The following is a 21,615-nucleotide window of genomic DNA, read 5'->3' as shown; positions in this document are numbered from 1 at the left end:
TCCTCCTTATTTTTGGGATTGAAACGAAATACCGGAGAGATTCAGCCACGCATTTCCCGCCGTTCCTAACACGTTTTTAATCATGACGTCCCCAGCAGAAGTTACAGCGATTCGCGTTAACTCCTCTTTGTAGTTGCTTAAATCCGATGACAGAAGTCGAACAGTTGCAAACGTTTCGAGTCCATGCGGTCGATACCCGACTGGTAACACAAAGAGTATCGTATCATTTGTTATTGCCCCACCTTTGATGATTCCACTAATGTATACACGACCCGTTCCGTCCTTATAGTACCGCGCTGTATCATACGATTGATCGTCACCAGCGGTCGCAGCGTAAGGAACCCACCCATTTAACAACGTTGGGTGGATGTACGCGTGGGAATCCTTCATGACTTTCATGCGCTCAACAATGCTCAACCGCGTATCCAACTGTGTCGCGCTATCGACTAAATCGTTCACCGTCCCGCGTATATTCCCAGATACTTGCCCGTTGATTGAAGTGAATGGGACGTTATTCTCAAGGCGCGTATAGGTGACGTGGTAAACTGCTGTTGTGTTGTAATCCGAAGCCTTACAAAATACCCGCATGGCCCCATTTGAATTTTCATCAGTATTGGAAATCCACTTTGTATCAGGAACTCTATTACGAAAAACAGTTCTAATTTTTGATACTTTATTCTTTAGTGGATTGACGGCAACTAAAGGGTTCTTACCGATACTATTTATTTCATAAGTATCGTAAGCTACTGAAAATGCAGGGTTGGTATGTTCGTGTACTTCCATGCCTACACCGCATTCAATGAGATTCGCACCATTATGCAACATTAACTTGCCTTCGTGCGGGATCGGCTCAATGGTAGGCGTTGCGAGTTGGTATTGTAGCTGGTAGGGTTGCCAAGATGCACGTCCAACCTTCGGTGCTTGGCTCGTCGGACATACCTCGGTACGTGTTGCCGACGAACCAAGATAAGCTTCATCTATTGCAATCCATGCCTTTTTGCCTGTTCCATTATACGGCGGTTGTTCATTTGCGCCATTGAACATAATATAGCCGTTAAAATACGCCTTGATCTCGTCGGCTGTCGGTGTGTAGGCGTCACCCCATCCGCTGTCTGCGTTGGAAACTGAGATATACACAGTCTTGTTATAAATATTTACCACGTCTACACCAGCGGTAGCATCTGCCATGAACGGTAGTATTTTTCCATCGTACTTTACACCAATAATATTTACGTGGACATTATCAGGAAGACCGCCGATTTGATTATGGGTAAGAGCTAATACTTTATAGCCTGTTTTTGTGGTCATGCCGGGTGATGAAATAGACGATCCATCCGACAATACCTTCTTCCACTTCGCCAACTTCCAATACTGCCCGTCCTTCGCGAACAATTCGTCAGTGACCGTACCGTCGACGTTAGACGCTAGTTCCGTCGTTAGCTTAATCATCGAGTCTTGACGGGGTACGAACAGTTTGGCGACTGTGCCGAGTGTAATCACCGGGTTTTTGAATGTGAATGTTCCAGTTGAAATTGTATCAACACCTACTATCACACGTATATACACACTGTCGGAAGGCACACGGAAGGTTGAGTATAAATCTCGCGTCCCCTTAGTGGTGTTATAAGATGTGTCTGCAAGGCTGATTTGCGTCTGGTTTCCTGCGCCGTCAACCGAAAACACATTCAAATATGTGCCATACGTACCCGCCGCTGTGAAATTGGCGGTTCTAGTAACAGCGAATCGTGCATCTGTATTAGGCGTGAGGACTAACTCAGCCCCTGCGGTTGCATAATTAGCCCCATCTTTTTTATTTACGGTAGCTTCATAAGCTGAAACTGGTGTCAGGTTTATTTGTGAGGTAGGATACCACTCCGTAAATGGCGGCAACAAATTCTCCCCATATCCGATAACATACGGATTAGCCACATTCTGTAACGAATCAACGTATGGGTATTTCGCGACTACTTGGTCGTCGGTCATTGTCGCGATTTCATCATAATCGGCTTTAGATAACTCTAAGAGTCTGAAACCCGCTATTTTCACCACGTCATTCACGGTTGTACTTATGATGTTTATTTTAGACATTTTGTCTGTGGTTGGATTAATCTTTAATACAACATTTGTCCACGTATTTATTGTCGGGCATAAGAATGATGTTCCTGCCATCTCAACGACTGTTTGATTTGTGAGTGGTTTTACATGTCCAACACAAAGGTAATATTTATTTGCGTAAAATGTGGGAATATCCGAGGTTGCATCAAAAAAGGACATAAAACGTCTATCTGCTGCATGCTTGTTTGTTATTTTTAAACTCCGCAGATTATTGACTCGTTCTGCATCTAGTTCGAATATTGCCAAAGATGGATTTCTATCCACTGGTAGTGCGTCCTCAAAATTACTCCTTCTTCCAAGTAGGTTCACCAACGTCCTTCCCTTCAACCCCGTCAGCTCATACAAACACGTATTCTCTGCTTCAACGATCTGCTTACCGTAGTTTAGGTTTAACGGTTTTGACGCTGTTTCCAATAATTCCGTATCTACGTAGGTCTTAACGTGATCTGCCTTTGCCTGTGCTCCCTCTGTCGTCTCCACTTTTGCATCCAACGCATTCGCTAAAGCATTCATATCCCGCGGGACATCGGCAATCATCGTATGGTCAATAAGCGGTAGATTTAATTTGGGTGTTGTTGCCATCAAGATACCCCCTTGTTAATTAAATTCTCGTATGAAATCTTTGTTAGATTCTCATATTTTTTATTTTCTACAAGTAGATCGTTGTAAAGATAATATTTAAAGACGTATTCAATCCCCAGGTGCGCTGGAATAATATCTCGGAGTGCATTTTTAATATCATCCATATTCGGAGGTCGCCCTAATTTACCGACAAACGTGACGATAATCATGTGATGAGCCACATCTTCCGCCACATCCACCTCCCCATTCGCAAACGCCTCCGCCACATTCTTCACATGCTCCACCGTCACCGTCCCAATCCCGCGCAGCTTGGACTTGATCACGCTACGCCTCTGATCCAACGGCTTCGACAGGTCCGTCGCGATGCCGCACATCTTCTCCCACCGATCCAGCCCCCAGGTGGCGGTATCGATATAGAATTGGTTCAGCACATCTTCAATGGATGTGTTCACATCGCTAACCTCAACCGCCTCTGTATCCAGCATTGCGCCAAGAATCTCCGAACCCGACAAATAGCTTGGCAAATAGGACTTCATTTTCTCCTTCACAGTCTCGCTCACGTCACGGTCACCGTCCCTAATACGGCTACGCTGCCATCCGGGATGGCGATATTTTCGGTTGACCCATTGATCTTCAGTGATCCGTAATCGACAACGGTCGCTGTATCCAGTATCACGTTGGCGATTCGAGCGAAGCGGACAATTGGATCCGTAAAAGACAATCCCTTCAGATATCGCTGGACCTCACTAGAAATCAAAGCCGTCGCTTCCTCCAACGTCACGCCTGCGACCAAATCCACCTCGACTACTAGGTTCATCGGCACTTCCGTTGCTGCCGCAACAGTCACGTTGGCACCAATCGGCCTTACGCCTGCGATATGCTCCGTAACCTCGGTCACAAGAGCCGTCGAAGGCGCTCGCCGCTCATCGTCCAAAAGAACAACTTTTACCGTACCGTTGCCGTTCCACAAAGGGAACACCTTGGCATCGGAGATGCCCGTCACTTCCATCGCCCATAGGCGATATTGATTGGAATTCCCGCTAGTTGCGGGCTTGCGGACTTTTGTTAACAATCGACCAAGCAATGCCTCATCGGTCTCCCCATCATAGCCATCCGTAAACGCGTTTTCGTTCTGTACCAGTTGAATCCCTGGAATACTTCCCACCACGGACACAATGGCATTCGCCGGGATATTCCCGCTTGTTCCTGATTCTGCTGCAACGACATTCACTGACGCCATCCCAGCGGATCCGATCTCGGCATCGCTTAATGCAAGGAACATGGATCCATTTTTCGTAGCAAAAGCCGTCTTTGCTGGAATGACAACCCCAACATCTCCTTTTACCTGCACAATGCCATGCGCCGCAATCGGAGGTTTGCGCGTTACTCCATGCTCACCAGCCCGAAGATCCAGATACGACCCAGTGCTTGTCTGTGCAAAACCTTGAGTTAACACCCGATCCATATCTGTATAAGCTTGGGACAATTCGATCGCCATAGGCGCCATCGCCTCGTAGACAAACGTCCCTTCTTGCTTCGCAACGCCCTGCGGTCTAAAGCCATTTACCAATCGCGTCAAAATCGAAGCGCTGTTCTGTTGTTCAAACACGCGTCTTCACCTCCCCATACACGGTTTCTACCGTAAACTCGATCTTGAATTGATCCCTTTCCGAACTGACCTCCACATCGCGAATCTCTCGAATATAGGGCAGCGCCAGCAAGGTTTCACGAATATATCTTTCCGCTTCGCTATGCTGTACTGCTTGGGACAATGTACTCCCGATCAATTGCTCCATTTCGTTGCCGTAATCCCACGAATACGCCATGTACCGATAACGTTCTGTTCGAAGCGCCTTATAGATCCAGACTCTTAACGCTTCCTGCCCTTCCAGCAGCACGAGCTGCCCATCCTTCAGAACGAACTCATCGTTCTTGAAATCCCACGCATACTCCCGGAACATCGGCAGCTCCTCACGGCTCGATAACATCAACTCAGGCGGAATATCAACCAGCGGAAATACCTCATTCATTCAACTTCACCACCTTGCTTAATACAAGAAATTGCTGTCCTTGCGCCAGCGGCATGAGGGCCACTGTATCTCCTGACAATAAGGCGTCCTTTAACATTAAATCAGCCGCGACCAGTAGATCTTCCTGATCCAACTCCATTCCCTGCGTTTGCACGACAAGAGATGGGATCGCACTTTTCACTTGCCCAAGCAGCAGGGTCGGCGGTCGATCCTTTGTTCCCTGATCCCGAATAAATTGAACCAGCCAAGATAAATCCGACATCCACTACACCCCCTGTGCTTCCGGCTCATACGTATCCATGACGCTCTCGAAATTGAGCCGAAGATTTAACGTATGCGTGCCGTTTTCGAACGAATGGGCATCATTCTCGATATAAAAAAGACCGGTTAGCCCGGTCACATGCTCGATCATCTGCACGGCATTGCCTGCAACAAGATCGTAGGCGTCTTTTCCGCCCAATACTTGCACAGAAACACATCGATCCATCCCGTATAACTTCGATCGCGCTTCTTGATTCGCATCTTTCCCTTGTTCCCTCTGGTACACGTCCTGCAGCAAGCCGTAATTCTTGCGCCACAACTCTTGCTCCACAATTTTCTCCAAACCGCCTTTATCGTTCACGATTAATACGCGGTTCACCATCGCATCGATGCTCTCGTCATACGTAGACTCCAACAGATCCGTCTCCGCCGTCAAAATTCGCTTCGCTACTTGCCCCCCTAGAAGTACGACATCCAGTTTCCCTTCCCGCATCCTCGGCATATACTTCCGATTCGTCGAATGGGATGCCAACGTATAGCCTGTCATAATCGCTTCGTACACGGTTTTCGCATGATGGACGAAGGACTGCGGCTTATTCGTCGCGGCAAGCTGCCCCGTTGGAACACCGAATTCGGTACACAACAGCTTGGTAATTTGCTCTGCAGTCATACTCTTGAAGTTTTTCGAAATCTTCGATTTCGTCAAATAAATGAGCCCGTCATATGCCGTATAGGCCGTCTCCGTCCCTGTCAACGACTTGCTCTTCGCAAAAATATAACCGCGCCACAATTCCTTCCCCGTATCGTCGAATAGAACCAACATTTCGCCCAGATCCATGTACAGCTTAGGAAAATAGGGATCATTCGTGTTCACGGCAACCGATACTTCCAGCTTACGCGCCACCTCTTTGATATCCCCGCTCCATGTCGTGCGAATTAACAAATCGGTAATGTCAGATTTCTGCCCCGACCTGGAAATATGAAATATTTGCATGCTCCTCCCTCCTAACCGCCTAAGACAATCTTCATTCCTACCGTCAATTTCCTCTCATCGACAATCTTCGTAATCCGCTGAATTTCAATATATCTGGATTCGGTTCCATATACTTTTTTGGAGATTTTCTTGAAGGTATCTCCCTTTTGCACCACATAAATCTTCGGAATCGGTTTGTCTGCGGGTCTTGGACGAAGCTCGTTCGCCTCCTTTGCGGTCAGCGGGAGCGTTTTTACTTTCGTAAACCGATATTCCTTCAAGTCCAAGGTGAAGTAGACATCCTCCGGCCCATTTTTCTGGGAAAAAGAGAAGTTCTCAATTACCATCGCCTCGTTCACCGTCAATCCGCGTCCCAAAATCAACAGCCGCAGCGGCTTCTGTGTATCTCGCCAACGTTCGATCATCTTGATCAACCCGCTTGGGGGCGGCGCCGCTTGGTATTGTCCTAGGCCATCATAGACGATGGGAAAATAACTGCTGATCGTAATCGTCTTCAGCCGTCTTTTTCCCGTCAGCATAAGTTCACCCAGCTCATGAATCGTCACAGTTGAATTGCACAAACCCGTCTGAACCTCAAAGGTCTGCGGCGGGACGGGCAACCAAATGGATTCTTCATTGTTATTAAACGTAAGCCAAAATTCAATCATTACACGTCCCCCTTAAGCCATATTGAACCCGGCACTTTCTAATTCCGTACGAAGCATGACCGACCATTTTTTAAAATCTGCCTCTTCGCGCGCTACCGGATTGTTCAGATTGATCGTGATCCCGCCACCGCTTCGACCGTTGCGATATTGATTTGCCTCTTGAGCCGTTAAGACCGCTTCGTTCCGATGCAGTAAGGCGGGATAATTATCCCGCGGGACCGTGAGTAATCCTGCTGCATGTTTCTTGCTCGGATCGGATTCGCTTGATCCTCCCCCGCCGCTAGGCTTGCCGCTTATTTTCTCCAGGACCCAATTCAGCGAATCGCCGAAGACGCCGGCCATTTCTCCAATTCCGTCAATAATGGGCTTCAGAGCGCCCCAGATCATCTCAAATACAGGTTTCAGGTTATCCCACAACTTTTGAACGACTTCCATCAAGATTTGTACGACCGTTGTGAAGACATCAAAAATCGGCTTCACCACACCCCACACAGACTCCAGAATGGACTGGATCGTTGGCCATGCCTCCATCCAAATCCCCCAGAGCATCTGGAACACGCTAACGACGGTCTGAATAACAGGTGCTAATGCGCTAAATACCGACCCAATCGCCGCTTGGAAGACAGGCATATTCTCCACGACCCAACCAAAAACGCTCTGGAATATCTGCATAATTGGCGGAAGCAATGGCGCAAATGTCTGCACAGCCTGCGCGATGACGCCGGAGATGAATCCCGTTATCGCTGGCAGCTTTGGTTGCAACCAAGCTAAAAATTGAGCAAACCGCTGACCCGCGACCGTGAACAGATTCACGAGTACTTGTTGGAATGAATCCAGCAGTTTTTTCGCCGTCTCAATCACGCCCGAGCTTTTCCCCATTCCTTTCAGGAACGCGTCCCCCAGCTTAATAAGGAGAGGGGATAACTTCGAAATCACAGGGCCTAGCAAGCGGAACATCGGAATCACTTTACCAATGATTTTGAATGGGTTTAACATCTTTCCAATACCGCCGAGCCCTTTACCAAGCCCACTGAATAGACCGCCGCCTTTACTCTTACCACCGCTTCCGGCCGTTTTTTTGCGTCGACTACCGTGTTTTACACTTCTTGGCGGCAGGTCAATTCCATCTGTACTGCCTCCTCCGGCAGCCTTTGGCTTCAGACATTTCGGCTTCACAAGCTGCACCTTTGTTCTCTTCGGCGGCTTGCATTTTTCTATAACACATTTGATCTTGTACTCCACGGTGCCGCTGCCAAGCTTCTTAATCGCCAGCTTGAGCAACGCAAGTTCCCCAATAAAGATCAGCGTATTCTTAATCATTTCTTTTAGATTCAGATTAATCTTCGGCTCCACCGCAATACCGCTGCCAAGCTTCTTAACCGCCAGTTTGAGCAATGCGAGTGCCCCAATGAAGATCAGCGTATTCTTAATCATTTCTTTTAGATTCAGAATAATCTTCGGCTCCACATTCATTTCGAAATCGAACTTGAACTTCGCGTCACGCTCGATCTTCGCCTTATAATCCAATACCTGCTTGCGCACGATATCCGTCTTGACATGAATATTCATCTGCATGTTCCGCATCGATTTCTTCAGCAGGTCCACCTGCCGCTGTACCATCTGCACTTGAAAAAGCGTATGCTTCAGCGAAATGTTCGCTGCTCCGCCGCTGCTTGCTTTATTACATGAACTGCATGCCATTCTTTACTTCACCTCCTTCTAGAACATCGGGAGCGTCGCCCAGACATTCCCCGTCTTCGCAATCCGCTCCCGCTCCTCCATTTCCATCTCATAGAATACTCGGATCAGCCATTGCTCCCCTGCAGGCAGGTTATGAAGCTCGCTTGGGCGAATGCCTTTGCGGCTCCAATAGTAATAGAGCATCTCATAGTAGCCGTCCGATTTTATTCGTTTTTTAGTTCTTGCACCGCTTCTTCACCAAAGCCCGACAAATCCGAAATGACGTTATACAGCTGTGTCACTTCTCCAGGAAGCAGGAGCTTGGAATCTTCGATGAGCTGTTTGGGCGTATGTGCGCCGTAGAATTCCAACAACTTCGCATCTGTTAGCTTCGGGTCCACGATCCCTTTGAGCAGGGTGAAGATCTGCACACTATTGGTGCTGAAATCTTCTAACTCTCCTTTTTTGCCAAAAGAAACGGAGACCTCCTGAACTTCTTCGAACTCCTCCATCGTTAACGCTTGGCACGTAAAAATAACAGGCTCCCCTGCGAGCACACTTAGGCGGTTAAGCTCGATTTTTCGGCTTGGGCGCTGCATTTTGGACTTGTCCATTTTTAATAATAGATCTAGTGATTGTTGACTCATAATTCGATCTCCTCCTTGAAATTTGGTCATAACAAAAGCCTAAGGTTACCCCCTAGGCTGAATAAAGTCCTGCACTTCCCAATCGGTAAAGGTAAACGGCGCTTCCACCTCACCCTTCTTCTTCAATTCCCAGTTGATCAAGGATAAATCGTTAAAGCTCGCATCCTTAATCAAAATACGTTCCGCACCATCCGCAGACGGATCCGCCACACTAGAAGTAATCTGGATTCGCGGATTGATGCCTTTCTTTAAGCTGTCGCTCAACACCTTAATCATGCGGGAATTGGCTTTATGCATACGCAATGTTCCGCTGCCCTTATACCCCATGAACTTACTGTCTGTTGCAAACTTGCCGGCAATCGGCACATCTTCCTTCTCGATTTCGATTTTCGCCTCAAGCGCCATCACCTCTGCAATATACTCCCCATTGAGCCATGCCTCGCCGAATGTTCCTGAAATTACTTTTTCCCCATTAAAATTCGCCATTTCTTACATCCCCCTTATAGATATACCGTTAATGTGACATCTTCGATCGCGTCTAGCGGACGCTGCTTCGCTGTGAGGAAAACTTTATCGCGCGTATTCGCTTCCTTCACCTGCTGTTCGGTCATCGCTGCGACGACATCTGAACCTAGAATCGATTTGAGATATGTCCGCTGTGCGGTCATGTCAATCTCCGCCCGGTTTTTGCCCGGATCCAGAATCCCCTCTTGCTCTAACGCTTCAAAATACGCATTCATCGCGGATACGAGCAGCAGCTTGTTCATATAACTGTTCTGCACCTTCCCAATGTACGAATCTTCCACCGTTTCTTTCAAATCTTGATAGGTCTTGTTCAGAATGCGAACGACTTTGATTTTCTTCCAATCTTCGCCGAGATCTTCTGTCGTCGTTACAAGCGACGTTACGCCGCGGGCCACTTTCACTTTCTCCCCATCATGGTAGAGCACGAACTTGCCGGCATTCACGGCCGCATCTGCTTCAGCTTTGGTCAACGAAGGAACGTTTGTCACTTCCGTCAGAACTTGGAATGTCGGTGCTACCGTTAAAGGCAACCCTGCGATAAGCCCCGCAATTCGTGCCGTGTATTGTGTCGCGGTATATTTTGCAGAACCAACTTCAATGTCATCGGTGGCAAAATTAATGACCGACGGATGATCCGCAGCCGAATTTGGCAATACGGCCATGATCTTGCGCTCTTTGTTCGTGAACAGATTTTTCGCCCAGACCGATAAGGCCGTAACTTCAGCTGCAGCTGTTCCTGGAAAAGCCACGACATTGAACGAGATGGTCTCCAAATATTGCATTGCTTTGGTATAGTCCGCGTCTTGATCCGGAATGACAATCAGCTTGACCTGTTTTGGCGTACCCATAAAAGCTTGAAGAACATATCCTTCATTCGCAGCCGTCAACCCTTTCGGCATTTCATCAAATCCTTGAAGCGTATATGCGGTAAGCTCCGTCACCAATGCATCTTTTAACACGAGTGCCACGACACCTACTGCTCCTTGTTGTACAGCCGAAGCTGCTTTTTGCTTAAATACGATATTTACGTTAGGTAATCCCATGTGAATCCTCCTTATTGTTCGATATATAGTTCTTTCATCACGTCAAATACGTCTTTTGCTTGCTCTAACTCGACATCCAGTACAAGCTGCAGCACGAACTCCCCGGACCGGATAACTCCGCGTAAGGACGTTCGTTCAAACTCGATCCCATCCGAACCTTTTAGTATAGGTAGCGCCATAAAATGCTGGTGCATGCGATCCGCTACCTCGAGCATGTCGATGGGATCCGCTTGTCCTGCTTCATCTTCTTTGGGGTAATAGATTAACTCCCAATTGGCTTGCATGCGATAATCGGTACGATGCGTTTCCTCGTAGGTCCCTTCCATCAGCCGTACATAAAAGGCAGGCTTTCGAAAACCGCTTGCGACAGGCTTCACATAAATCGGAATGCTCGGCGCGATAGCCTTTAATTGCGTGCGAATCGCGTCTAGACTAAGCCGCATCATGCTTCCACGCTCCTTTGTGTGCAACATAAAACGGGTGTCATCAGCTTCATAGGCTGCGCACCCGTTCGACTTCCACTTCCTTATGCGATGTTCCGATACGACACGACGCAGATACTTCGAACGGCTCCGGATCATGTTGAGCATAGACCAGATCACCTGCTTGAATATCTGCCCATAGAGGTAGGTACAGCCGATACCGCTCTCGCACTTGATGCTTGGCTCCATTCGCGTCAGGTCCAAGTGCTTGAAATTGCTTGCGTCTCCACCGGCTGCGAACCTTCCCTAATGTGATCCATTCCTCAGAGGTCGGAGAATTGTATTCATCCCATGTGACCTTCAATCGACGGATCGTACAGGACTGCTGCATGAAATGAAGCATTACAACCACCGTCCCAAGGCTGGCTCGAGAAGCTGCGTCACCACGGCGGGAAGTTTGCCTGCCGAATGCTCCGGATAGGTTACCGCATAATCGCCTAGTCGCTCCGATACCTTCCCGATCTGTCCCTCATACAGCATTTGAACATAGCGAATACAAGCAAGTTCAATACTTTCAGGCAAGTTCGCTGCCAATGTCTCGGTGGCTTGATCGGGCGTTACATACCCAGCTTCATACTCAATTTTGATATTGTCTTCCCCGCTCGGCCATCCTTCGGCCAGTACAAGCTCTCCAGTATCAGCTAACAATTCATAGCTTGTGATTTCTTGACCTGCTAACGTCGTCACGCGAACAATCTGTTGCACTGGAAAGTTCCGAAGCAGCAGCTTAGAGGAACCTCCGCTATACCACTCCGTATGCGTTGATCGGCCGAATTGTCTGCGGCAGTATCCTTCGATCGCTTGCGAAACCGCGCCGATCATCATCGTAAGCTGCAAGTCAGATGGACCGTCTTGCTCGGGTAGAAAAATAAAATTCTTTACCTGATTCAATGTCGTTAAAATGGGTCATCACCTCATTTCTTACCTGACGCTGCGGCATATGCACCGCCTCCTTTCTGCTTTTCATCCATAGAAGAGATTCAAAGGATCCCACCGATCCATGCCTACGATTTTCATTAGCCTCATGCCGAGGTCTATGCTCATTTATTTCATTAGGCGTTCCGTGTTTCCCTCAAATCTCTATGCTATTACTTTATCACCTTTACGAACAAACGTTCTTATTCCAATCTGTGAATTTCCTTTGTTTTTTCTTTGCAACAACAAAAAAGCCGATTCCCGAAAACTCAGGACCAGCTATTTGATAGGCTTATATGAGAGGTTTACGAATCAATGCCCACAACACTGCTTATATTTACGACCGCTTCCGCATAAACAGAGTTCATTCCGCGCAGGCATTCTACGCCCTAGTCGTGCGACAATCTTCTTCGCAAGCTTGCGCATCCGTTCTTCACCATATGCATAAAGCATCCGGTAACTCTCGCATAAATAGTCTTGTCCCGGTTTATCATGATCAAAACCCTGAACGCGATTACGTGGGCAACCGCCATGACAATAATGCAAATACGCACAAGATCGACACGCATCTGCTAGATTCCCCTTCTGTGACCGAAACTTCTCCCAAGAGGTGTCTAGCATCATGGATGCGAGAGACTGTTCACCCGCTGCGCCAAGCCGATAATCATCGTGAATATAGAAATCACACGGATACGCAGCTCCATTCTGTTCCATAACAAGCACAGAAGGACATTCTGATCGATGAATGCAAGATTCCGCTTCTTCCCCAATTAACCGCTGCAACCAATTATCCAAGATCCGAACGGAAACGTCTGGCTCCCCATCTCGGTACCACCAGTCCAGAATCTCGCATAAAAACTGTCCGTATTGCTTGGGCGTGATCAAATATTTGCCCTCTGCCCCTACATCCTGAGAACGAAAGTCCATTCCAGGTATGAACTGTACATATTTGAATCTATTCTGGTCAATCCACTCGGTTAATGCCGCGCTCTCCAATACGTTCGTCTCATGAATGACTGTGAGTATATTAAATTCTACCTTTTCTTGACGAAGCACTTCGATGCCTCGCATCACGCTAGCATAGGACCCCGCGCCTGAGCCTGTTTTTCTACGCTGATCATGAATCCATGCCGGACCGTCCATACTTACCCCAATAAGAAAAGAATACTGACGGAAAAACGCTGCCCAAGCCGGATTAATTAAAGTGCCATTCGTCTGTAACGCATTGCTGATCACGGTATTTCTAGGCGCATATTGTGCCTGCAATTGAACGACTTTTTGGAAAAAATCCAACCCTGCAAGCAGCGGTTCTCCCCCCTGCCAAGCAAAGGAAGCGAACCCGCGCGATTGTTCCATCATCTCTCGAATGACCTTCTGCAGTAGTGAATCCTCAATCCTGCGGATTTCTGGAGAAGGCTGTCCCTTACAAGAGCTGTAGTAGCAATAATCGCAAGCTAGATTGCAATCTTCAGATACGGTTTTCCATAATAACGATGCGGGTACTGCTTGTCTTGTAGTCTGGCAAGTCGTCGTCATCTAGGTTTCCTCCATTTCTCACGTAACACTCGCGAAGATGAGCTTAAACACATTATGCCGCTATTTAGGGAACGCCACTATTAAAAAAGCTATGTTTTTAAGCGAAAATGACCAGAAGGACACCTCTTACTAGCATCATGTAATTCTCCTGCGAAAAAATAGCCCTCGGCGTCAGCTGAGGGCTATTTTTTCGGTGGATCTCGTCTCGTAGAAGAAAAAACGGTTAACAAGCAATCTGAGAATCAAGTTTTCTTGTGGAAAATGGGCATTTCCATCCCCGTTCAAAAAAGAGGGCACTGAAAAATTTATGTTTTAACTATAACGATGTTAATGAAGTTGAAGATGTTAAAGGAGTTGCTGATGAAGTTATCTATGTTGTATAAATCCATTAACTTTAACGGATTTGCATACATTTAAGCTTCTATAATGTATATATCCAATAAAAAAGGATGAAAAACGCCAATATTCTTGAATTCGTGGCTCTTATCCTACATATATCCAACATAGATGATAAACAAAGATCATTCGGACGTCCTATATTGTATTCATCCATTATAGCTGAATAACAAGGCTTATCCAGAGGAAACAAAATCGAGGAAGGCTGTCTTGTTTAGGATGAAGCTACTTTTTCAGTGCCCTCCAAACGGGCGGTCCATAACCATAACCGCAGCGAAGGATCCCTTCAGATTCTCTCTCTTACCGGAGTGATGCGGTTCCGAATAAGGTATCCTTTGATATTTCTAACGCTTTCTCGTGATTAATATTCCAATTCCAGAAACGACTCCAAGCACAGCCGCACTGATGATACCTATGAAAACTCCTCTCTCCCCCGTATTCGAATAAAGAATACCATTCATCGCCATACCTACAATACTGAGTAGAAAGATCCACTTTAAAATTTGATTTGCTTTCATCCTATATTCCTCCTAAATAATCGGTCTGAATTTCGTTTAAGCCACATCGACGGTCTCTACATTACGAAAAACTACCGCAGCACATCCAATGCCTATGACCGCCAGAAACATCGGAATCCCTACCTGTGTAATGACAGACTTCTCCATGAAAAATGTGTTCATGGAAGCTGCTACTAAAATGGAAGAACTCATCGTATCGGCTACGGAATGCTTGCGCATTCCGAATAGTAAGGCAATAAAGCTTGTCCCCGTTGCTGTCAAGGCAAAGGTAATGACACTAAACCCTAACACCATAAGATTGCTTGCCGTGAATGAAATCGGAATGAAATCAAAGTAGGCATTTATGCCACAGAACGCCGTTATCGCAACTATCGTCGATAGTACGATCGCTACGAACGTAATACCGCAAATCATGAATAGCTTGACAGCCAACAGTGTCCGGCGACAGATGGGGTAAGCGAACATAATCGTTATCGTACGATTCTTGTATTCTTCAAGGACAAGCTTCGAAATGAGCACAGAGGCAATGATTGTAAATAGGGCTCGAACAGCAGCGCCTATCGCGCTGAACACCTCTTCGAAGCTAATGGATAGGATCAAACCTTTGGAATGAATGACATAGCCTCCAACGCCCATGAAAAGGGCGATGACTAGATTCACAAGGAGTGCAGTGTTCACATACCAGCCCATTGCTGTTTTCCTTAGTTCTAAGCGAATCAGCTGCAGCATCTACCAACTCACCTCCTGAACAAGTGTTTGATTACATTTATTGTAGCAGTGAATTCTTACGCATCTGTTTCTTATTTCTTAAATAAATCTTACGGTCTTGCTCAGCGCATCTGTGAATTTTCACAAAACCTATTGAAAAACTAGTTCGAATATTTTATGATGATATTGAAATTATTTTCGTCATTATTTATATAAATATTAAAATTATTTTCATGAAGAGGGGTGGCACGCATGTCTAGCATTTTATATGCCATTGAACAGCAGCTTGACACCTTTCACCAGCAAGAACGGAAGCTTGCCGATTATATCCTGAGCTTTCCGGGAAACGTAGTGAATATGGGCATTACCGAGCTTGCGGAGCAATCGACGACAAGCGCTGCGACCGTGACGAGATTCTGTAAATCGCTTCATTTTCGCGGATTCCCGGATTTCAAGATGCGACTTGCTGCAGATCTGGCGCAGAAAGATCCCTCGCAGGAGTACCAAGACATCGTTGCCGGCAACCCGCTTACAAGTGTTGTTGCAGCGATTGAAGCCAATCACATCCGTTCTATCGTCGATACAACGCGCCTTCTGGATTTGAATCAATTGACGCGCGCGCTGGATGTATTACGAGATGCGAAAACCGTCGATGTCTATGGGATGGCGACCTCAGGGATTGTAGCACAGGATTTGTGCTATAAATTAGGACTTGTCGGCAAAAGAGCGCGTTACAGCGCGGATTCACACTTACAAATCATATCAGCTTCCAATTTAAACGCCGGGGATGTAGCCATTGCGATATCCCACTCCGGCGAGACGCAAGAAACGATTGATGCCTTAAAATGCGCGAAGGAGAACGGAGCCACCACGATTTCATTAACAAAATACGGCAGTTCCACCTTATCCAATATGTCCGACGTCCCATTGTTCACCTCCACCTTGGAGGCAGGAATGCGGCGGGGGGATATGGCCTCGCGGATTGCGCAGCTGCATGTCATTGATATCCTGTTCTCTGGTCTCGTGAGCGAGCAATATACGCGCTATATTCCACGGATCGAACGATCTTATGAAATGGTACAGAAGTACCGCAACGATAAAGGGAGGTAATACGGAATGAACATTTTAACTTTTGAAACGAATGAAGAACTGAACAAGGTAGGCGGGAACATTATTGCAAGCTTGGTGCAGACGAACCCTTATGCCGTACTCGGACTTGCAACAGGCAGCACACCGATTGGGATTTACCAAGAACTTATTCGTACGTATCAAAATGGACATGTCAGCTTCAAGCATGTAACATCCTTTAACTTGGATGAATATGTAGGATTGCCGGAAGGTCATCCGGAGAGCTACCGTACCTTCATGAACAACCAATTGTTCAATCATATCGATATTCCATTGGAACAAACGTATGTACCTAACGGGAATGCAGCGGATCTTGCATCCGAAGGCGCTCGCTATGATGAAATGATGTCGACATCGAAGCAAATTGATCTGCAAATCCTTGGCCTTGGCCATAACGGTCATATCGGGTTCAACGAGCCTGATGAAGTGCTTAGCAGCGGCACACACCTTGTTCAATTGAAAGAATCCACACGTGAAGCGAACGCTCGTTTCTTCAACTCGATTGATGAAGTGCCAACGCAAGCCATCACCATGGGTGTGGGTACGATTCTGAAAGCCAAAATGATTATGCTCGTGGTTCGCGGCCGCGATAAAGCAGCTATTGTCAAACGCGCGCTTCAAGGACCAATCACAACCGATTGCCCAGCATCCTTATTACAGACCCATTCCAACGTCGTCGTTCTTCTAGATAAAGAAGCGGCAGGTGAATTAGCATGAGCAGCTTCTTCATTACGAACGCCAAAGTTGTAACACTTCAGGGTGTCATTGAACAAGGTTGTGTACGTATTGAAAATGGAACCATCGTGTTCGTAGGAACACAAGCCGAAGCCCCCGCTGCCGATCTTGCCACATGGCAGCAGGATGCCGTTGATGCCAAAGGTGGTTGGGTCATTCCAGGATTTATCGATGTCCACGTGCATGGTGGATACGGAGCTGACTTTATGGACTCTAGCAAAGAAGTGCTGGATACCATTACGAAATTCCATTTAAGCCAAGGAACGACAACCATTCATGCGACGACGATGACGCAATCCCATGATGCCATTGAACGTGTCTTAGCCGAAGTCTATGAATATATGAATCAGCCGATGCCGTATGCCCAAGTTCATGGGGTTCATATGGAAGGACCTTTTATTAATCCAAAATACAAAGGTGCACAGAATCCAGCATACATGATTGAAGCTCGTGTCGATTGGCTCGATGCTTGGAATACCAAATATCCAGGTGTAATTAAGCAAATTTCACTTGCTCCAGAACGTAACGGGGCCATTCCAGCTATTGAATGGGCTCGCGCCAATGGGATAAATGTCGCAGCGGCGCACACCGATGCAACGTATGATGAGATAGAGACTGCAGTAGAGGCTGGCTTAAATCAAGCTGTGCATACCTACAATGCAATGACACCGCTCACGCATCGCGCACCTGGAACCGTTGGAGCTGTCCTTAGCGATGATCGCATCATCGCCGAATTGATTGCTGACGGCATCCATGTTCATCCGGCGGCGATGAAAGTACTCGTGAAATGCAAAAACAACAATAATCTCGTCGTCATTACCGATGCGATGTCTGCAGCAGGTCTTGGTGACGGTGAATACGATCTTGGCGGATTGCCTGTTATCGCGAAGAATGGCGAGGCTCGCTTGAAAGATGGCGGTTCCTTAGCAGGCAGCTTGCTTACGATGATCCAAGCATTCAAGAACATGGTCAATATGGTTGGCTGCAGTGTTCCTGAAGCTGTATTGTTAACAAGCTATAATGCAGCGAAACAACTTCGCATCGAAGATCGTACTGGCAGCATTGGCGTAGGCAAACAAGCCGACATCTTGTTGTTAGATGCAGATTTGAATCTGCAATCCATATGGGTAAAAGGGAATCAAGCCAAGAACTAAATCTCTTCACAACTAAGATCATTCATGGTTTCTCTTTCTCTTTTCATAATGCAGTCCCGACTCTCCTCGGGGCTGTTTTTTATGTTTTGGAAAATAACAGATGATCCAAAGGTTCGACCATATCGTGCTGAAGGTGGGGAAGGAGATGGGAGTACGTATTAAGCGTCATATGAACGGAGGAATGTCCAAGCCTTTCGGAGACCACTTTAGGATGAACGCCTTGTTGCAGCAGAATGCTCGCGTGGGTATGTCGTAAATCGTGAAACGTAATTCTAGGCAGCTGCCATTGATGTAGTATTTGCTGCCATAAGCGATGTAATACCCTAGGTGTCAACGGTCCTCCTTCTGGTTTACTAATGACAAGTTCTGCATGTGGCTGCTGTGCGAATTGTTCTCGCCGATGTGCCTGGAGCCATCGGATCGTCTCTTGTGTTAGGGCAATCACCCGTATGCTCTTCGCTGTTTTTCCGCCCGATTGAAAGGATGTCCCCCGATGCGTTAAGGTCTGCTGCATGCGAATGACTCGCTCATCGAAATCGATGTCTTGCCAACGCAATCCCAGGATTTCACCTTGCCTCATGCCGGTTAGAATCGCAAGGGCAAAGACAATGGCATACCGCCCTCCCTCTTCTTGCAAGCGATGAAGAAAGAACTTGATCTGATCTAATGACCATACGGTAAAGGGGCGGCGGCGAATCGTCGGCTTCTCCACGACAGCAGCCACATTACGGGAAACCAACTCCGTTTTGACAGCCGCTTGAAGAATGGCATGCAGCAGCGAAAAGATACGCTTAATCGTGGAATCCGACAACCCTTTGCCATGTAAATCTTGAACGAACTGCTGAATATCGGACGACGTAATTCGGCGCAGAGATAATGTACCTAAGGAAGGAATTAAATGCGTCCGCAGCATGGATTGATATAATTCTCTGGTATTGTCACTCAGGTGATGGCGGTATTCCAGCCATTGATTTGCGTATACTCTAAAATTCATCGTGGTATTGGCGTCGATCTTGGCAGAATGGAGTGCAGCATCTATGCCTTTATGTTCCTGTTCACTCCCCTCCTCCATCAACGCCAGCTCGTAACGCCACTTCGCCAAAGCCAGCTCAGCTTCTTTTTTAGTACCATATCCCCGCTTTTTGTAACGCCTCCGCTGCCCTGTTGCAGGATCTTTACCCGCTTCGAACTCAATGTACCAAGGGTTTCGCTTCGCTTTGCGATTCTTATACACCGGCATCGAATCCCCTCCTTCTGCCCGTTAAGCTATGAAGTCATGTAAACCTTACTTCACAATATATGCCGCCAATGGCCCGCCAACGCCTTTTTTATAGCATAAAAAAACCCTTTGCGAACAAAGGGTTCTTCCATGTTGCCCCTACCCTTCAATAGTGTCACCCCTCCTTGCTCGGGATTTTATGGTGTAACAAGGTTAAGGGATACAGTCAAATTCATACTATGAAGGGGGCAAACTATTGGTGCGGTAATCATTAAAAATGGGCAGTCATGAATACCTAGATTGATCTAGCACCTAACGGTACGTGGATGGCTTCATCGGTACATTCATGTTACTTGGATTCCGATAGGTCGAAGGATTGTACGAGTTCGGTGTAACCGTTGTTCCTGTACGGGCAGGGAAGATACGGTTAATCAACGCAGTAAATTCTTCGCCAATACCTGTAATCGGATTCCCATTACGGAATTGATTCGCATATCCGTTAATGCGTGAGACAAAGTCAGGATTCGCGGAGACATAGACATTATTCACTTGCGGAACGCTGTGTTTCACAGCATGCGCAATTTTTAGCTTCAATGCGTCTGTCACAGTCACATCATGACTTGCGGATCGTGTCGTTGGATTCGTTCCACGGGTTGGGTTCGCCAATGGGTTCGTCGCATTGTAAGGACGAACGGTAGAAGGATGACGGCCATCCAATCCAGACATGGAGCCATAGTTAGTTCCATAGGTGGAGGTATTATTAGAACGATAGTTCGTTCCATAATTCATGCCGTGCATACCACCATCTGTGCCACGAGGACCATATGTGCCTGGTGTGCCAGGTATGCCAGGCATGCCAGTTATCCCACGAGTACCATATGTGCCAGGTGCACCAGGTGCGCCAGGTGCGCCAGGTGTGCCCGTTGTGCCAGTTGTGCCACGCACACCATCTATACCCGTCATATTACCGGTTAGTGAACGCGGTGTCACACCGCCACCACGATGATGAGGAACCGCCGTGGATTTTGGCGTTACTTTGTTGTCCAAGGTCACTGCAACATAAGCATCACGATTCATGAGAATGACGCGAGCCGTTTTGACACCAGGAATCTTCACGATTTGATCCGCAGCTTTCTGGCTCCACTCCATGGCGTTATTGGTGCCGATTCGGCTAGCATTTGTGCCAGTACCGAGTGGATTCACAGTACCGCGATTGTACGTGGAATAAGGTGCAATATTATTACGGCCATCCAAACTGTTCGTCTTCACTTTGTTCGCTGCATTGTTAGAGCATCCCGTTACTCCCATAGCACCGATCATGATTGCTGCTGCTGTTAAACAGATACCCACTGTTTTTACGCTACGCATAACCATCCTCCATCCAATTGGTTTAAAGTCGAACAAGACATAGCATGCGTAAGCGGGGTATGCGCTATCCTGTGAGGAAATTGGCAGTATAGGAAATGATCTTTGCACAACAAAAACACCAAATCATTCACTGCGCTTAACAGCAGGATGATTTGGTGCGTAGGATATTGTTTCTTTTATATGTGTACGATATTGTTGCTTATGCATGTGTAGGAACTTGTTGCTTTTGCATGAATTGTTTCTTTTGCAACCATGAATTTGAATCGGTATTTAGATGATCGATCTCGTTAATCCTGTTGATAAGATTCCAACAATAAGTATATACACACCGATGGAATAGACGAGAAATTGTGATTTACGTTCTGTCGAAACAAATGTATAACACTCTAATGAAGTAAGCACAATAAATATGATGGTAAGAACTAAGGCAATACTCGCGATAAGAAACCCGATCTGACCAAGCAATAATCCAATGATGGCAGCAACGATAAACGCTCCGCCGAACAGCCATTGTACGCCACCTAAATAAGTTACCAGGTTTCGCCAATCCTGCTTTTTGCCGCTTAACCAATTGCCGAAGATCCAAATGGATCCGATAAGTACACCCTGCGAAACCAGTGCAAGAACAATCATTCTTACAAATGTGCCTGCGTAAATACTAAAGCCTAAACCTCTGCCGATCCCGAGACCCGCCAAAGGATTCAAGAACAAAGCGAAAATGGACGTAACGGATGTCGTTGTCCATAAAGCAAACCCTACAATGGATGCTGCAATACCTAGAACTCCATATAACCACTGCGTTGCCGGGTTCAGAGATAAGCTCGTTAATGGATTTCGGAGTAATTGTACGATGAGCTGCAAATCAAGAGATGATTTGGGCTGCCGGTGTAATTGTGGATCTGGATTTGGACTCCAATTTGAATCAGACATAA

General features: G+C 46.9%; 24 protein-coding genes. 3 read left to right on the top strand and 21 right to left on the bottom strand.

Going from position 1 to position 21,615, the window contains the following annotated elements; translation table 11 throughout:
- Window positions 1–6 precede the first annotated feature (6 nt).
- The 18 genes from BVG16_RS05660 to BVG16_RS32710 all read right to left on the bottom strand — a co-directional run bounded on the left by BVG16_RS05660 (window position 7) and on the right by BVG16_RS32710 (window position 15,100).
- A complete protein-coding gene (locus BVG16_RS05660; RefSeq protein ID WP_078497575.1) occupies window positions 7–2,697 on the bottom strand; it encodes a hypothetical protein in 2,691 nt (896 codons plus the stop codon).
- Window positions 2,697–3,257 (bottom strand): YmfQ family protein, encoded by a 561-nt coding sequence (locus BVG16_RS05655; RefSeq protein WP_233146897.1) that lies wholly within the window; start codon window positions 3,255–3,257, stop codon window positions 2,697–2,699. The genes BVG16_RS05660 and BVG16_RS05655 overlap by 1 nt, the downstream gene beginning before the upstream one ends.
- Window positions 3,254–4,306: a baseplate J/gp47 family protein gene (locus tag BVG16_RS05650; RefSeq protein ID WP_078497573.1), complete on the bottom strand. Its 1,053-nt coding sequence runs from the start codon at window positions 4,304–4,306 to the stop codon at window positions 3,254–3,256. The genes BVG16_RS05655 and BVG16_RS05650 overlap by 4 nt, the downstream gene beginning before the upstream one ends.
- Complete coding sequence (locus BVG16_RS05645) at window positions 4,299–4,727, bottom strand: DUF2634 domain-containing protein (RefSeq protein ID WP_078497572.1); 429 nt, start codon at window positions 4,725–4,727, stop codon at window positions 4,299–4,301. Before BVG16_RS05645 ends, BVG16_RS05650 begins: the two co-directional genes overlap by 8 nt.
- A complete protein-coding gene (locus BVG16_RS05640; protein WP_078497571.1) occupies window positions 4,720–4,989 on the bottom strand; it encodes a DUF2577 family protein in 270 nt (89 codons plus the stop codon). The genes BVG16_RS05645 and BVG16_RS05640 overlap by 8 nt, the downstream gene beginning before the upstream one ends.
- Before the next feature lie 3 nt (window positions 4,990–4,992).
- Window positions 4,993–5,982 carry an XkdQ/YqbQ family protein gene (locus tag BVG16_RS05635; protein ID WP_078497570.1) on the bottom strand — a complete coding sequence of 330 codons (990 nt, stop codon included), beginning with the start codon at window positions 5,980–5,982 and terminating at the stop codon, window positions 4,993–4,995.
- A gap of 11 nt (window positions 5,983–5,993) precedes the next feature.
- Complete coding sequence (locus BVG16_RS05630; RefSeq protein ID WP_078497569.1) at window positions 5,994–6,629, bottom strand: LysM peptidoglycan-binding domain-containing protein; 636 nt, start codon at window positions 6,627–6,629, stop codon at window positions 5,994–5,996.
- 12 nt (window positions 6,630–6,641) lie between these two features.
- Entirely contained in the window at window positions 6,642–8,330 is a 1,689-nt protein-coding gene (locus BVG16_RS05625) for a phage tail protein (protein ID WP_078497568.1), read from the bottom strand.
- 18 nt (window positions 8,331–8,348) lie between these two features.
- Window positions 8,349–8,513 carry a hypothetical protein gene (locus tag BVG16_RS33070; protein ID WP_198957423.1) on the bottom strand — a complete coding sequence of 55 codons (165 nt, stop codon included), beginning with the start codon at window positions 8,511–8,513 and terminating at the stop codon, window positions 8,349–8,351.
- Between the two features lie 20 nt (window positions 8,514–8,533).
- Complete coding sequence (locus BVG16_RS05620) at window positions 8,534–8,956, bottom strand: phage tail assembly chaperone (protein WP_158081626.1); 423 nt, start codon at window positions 8,954–8,956, stop codon at window positions 8,534–8,536.
- Between the two features lie 45 nt (window positions 8,957–9,001).
- Entirely contained in the window at window positions 9,002–9,442 is a 441-nt protein-coding gene (locus BVG16_RS05615) for a phage tail tube protein (RefSeq protein ID WP_078497566.1), read from the bottom strand.
- A gap of 14 nt (window positions 9,443–9,456) precedes the next feature.
- Window positions 9,457–10,524: a phage tail sheath subtilisin-like domain-containing protein gene (locus tag BVG16_RS05610; RefSeq protein ID WP_078497565.1), complete on the bottom strand. Its 1,068-nt coding sequence runs from the start codon at window positions 10,522–10,524 to the stop codon at window positions 9,457–9,459.
- 11 nt (window positions 10,525–10,535) lie between these two features.
- A complete protein-coding gene (locus BVG16_RS05605) occupies window positions 10,536–10,970 on the bottom strand; it encodes a phage tail terminator family protein (RefSeq protein ID WP_078497564.1) in 435 nt (144 codons plus the stop codon).
- 46 nt (window positions 10,971–11,016) lie between these two features.
- Complete coding sequence (locus BVG16_RS05600) at window positions 11,017–11,349, bottom strand: hypothetical protein (protein WP_078497563.1); 333 nt, start codon at window positions 11,347–11,349, stop codon at window positions 11,017–11,019.
- Window positions 11,349–11,897, bottom strand: a complete 549-nt coding sequence (locus BVG16_RS05595; protein ID WP_078497562.1) for a head-tail connector protein — start codon at window positions 11,895–11,897, stop codon at window positions 11,349–11,351. Before BVG16_RS05595 ends, BVG16_RS05600 begins: the two co-directional genes overlap by 1 nt.
- A 336-nt stretch (window positions 11,898–12,233) precedes the next feature.
- Window positions 12,234–13,457, bottom strand: a complete 1,224-nt coding sequence (locus BVG16_RS05590) for an anaerobic sulfatase maturase (protein WP_078497561.1) — start codon at window positions 13,455–13,457, stop codon at window positions 12,234–12,236.
- Between the two features lie 740 nt (window positions 13,458–14,197).
- Window positions 14,198–14,371 (bottom strand): hypothetical protein, encoded by a 174-nt coding sequence (locus BVG16_RS32715; protein ID WP_158081625.1) that lies wholly within the window; start codon window positions 14,369–14,371, stop codon window positions 14,198–14,200.
- 36 nt (window positions 14,372–14,407) lie between these two features.
- Entirely contained in the window at window positions 14,408–15,100 is a 693-nt protein-coding gene (locus BVG16_RS32710) for an ABC transporter permease (RefSeq protein WP_078497560.1), read from the bottom strand.
- 231 nt (window positions 15,101–15,331) lie between these two features.
- Between BVG16_RS32710 and BVG16_RS05580 the strand changes: the two genes are divergently transcribed.
- The 3 genes from BVG16_RS05580 to nagA are packed head-to-tail and all read left to right on the top strand — an operon-like array spanning window position 15,332 to window position 18,096.
- The gene (locus tag BVG16_RS05580; protein WP_078497559.1) at window positions 15,332–16,189 is read left to right on the top strand and encodes a MurR/RpiR family transcriptional regulator; all 858 of its coding nucleotides are present in this window, start codon (window positions 15,332–15,334) and stop codon (window positions 16,187–16,189) included.
- Window positions 16,190–16,195: 6 nt separating this feature from the next.
- Window positions 16,196–16,924, top strand: coding sequence for a glucosamine-6-phosphate deaminase (nagB, locus tag BVG16_RS05575; protein ID WP_078497558.1), 729 nt, complete (start codon window positions 16,196–16,198; stop codon window positions 16,922–16,924).
- Window positions 16,921–18,096 carry an N-acetylglucosamine-6-phosphate deacetylase gene (nagA, locus tag BVG16_RS05570; protein ID WP_332888764.1) on the top strand — a complete coding sequence of 392 codons (1,176 nt, stop codon included), beginning with the start codon at window positions 16,921–16,923 and terminating at the stop codon, window positions 18,094–18,096. The genes nagB and nagA overlap by 4 nt, the downstream gene beginning before the upstream one ends.
- Before the next feature lie 79 nt (window positions 18,097–18,175).
- On the opposite strand, the gene BVG16_RS05565 is transcribed toward nagA, so the two are convergent.
- The 3 genes from BVG16_RS05565 to BVG16_RS05555 all read right to left on the bottom strand — a co-directional run bounded on the left by BVG16_RS05565 (window position 18,176) and on the right by BVG16_RS05555 (window position 21,613).
- The gene (locus BVG16_RS05565) at window positions 18,176–19,336 is read right to left on the bottom strand and encodes a site-specific integrase (RefSeq protein WP_078497556.1); all 1,161 of its coding nucleotides are present in this window, start codon (window positions 19,334–19,336) and stop codon (window positions 18,176–18,178) included.
- Window positions 19,337–19,627: 291 nt separating this feature from the next.
- Complete coding sequence (locus tag BVG16_RS32360; protein WP_158081624.1) at window positions 19,628–20,683, bottom strand: YhcN/YlaJ family sporulation lipoprotein; 1,056 nt, start codon at window positions 20,681–20,683, stop codon at window positions 19,628–19,630.
- A gap of 270 nt (window positions 20,684–20,953) precedes the next feature.
- Entirely contained in the window at window positions 20,954–21,613 is a 660-nt protein-coding gene (locus BVG16_RS05555; protein WP_078497555.1) for a hypothetical protein, read from the bottom strand.
- Window positions 21,614–21,615: the final 2 nt, after the last annotated feature.

The sequence above is a fragment of the Paenibacillus selenitireducens genome (assembly GCF_002021565.1).
In the GTDB taxonomy this organism is placed as follows: Bacteria; Bacillota; Bacilli; order Paenibacillales; family Paenibacillaceae; genus Paenibacillus_K; species Paenibacillus_K selenitireducens.
This window is presented reverse-complemented; position numbering and strand designations above follow the sequence as displayed.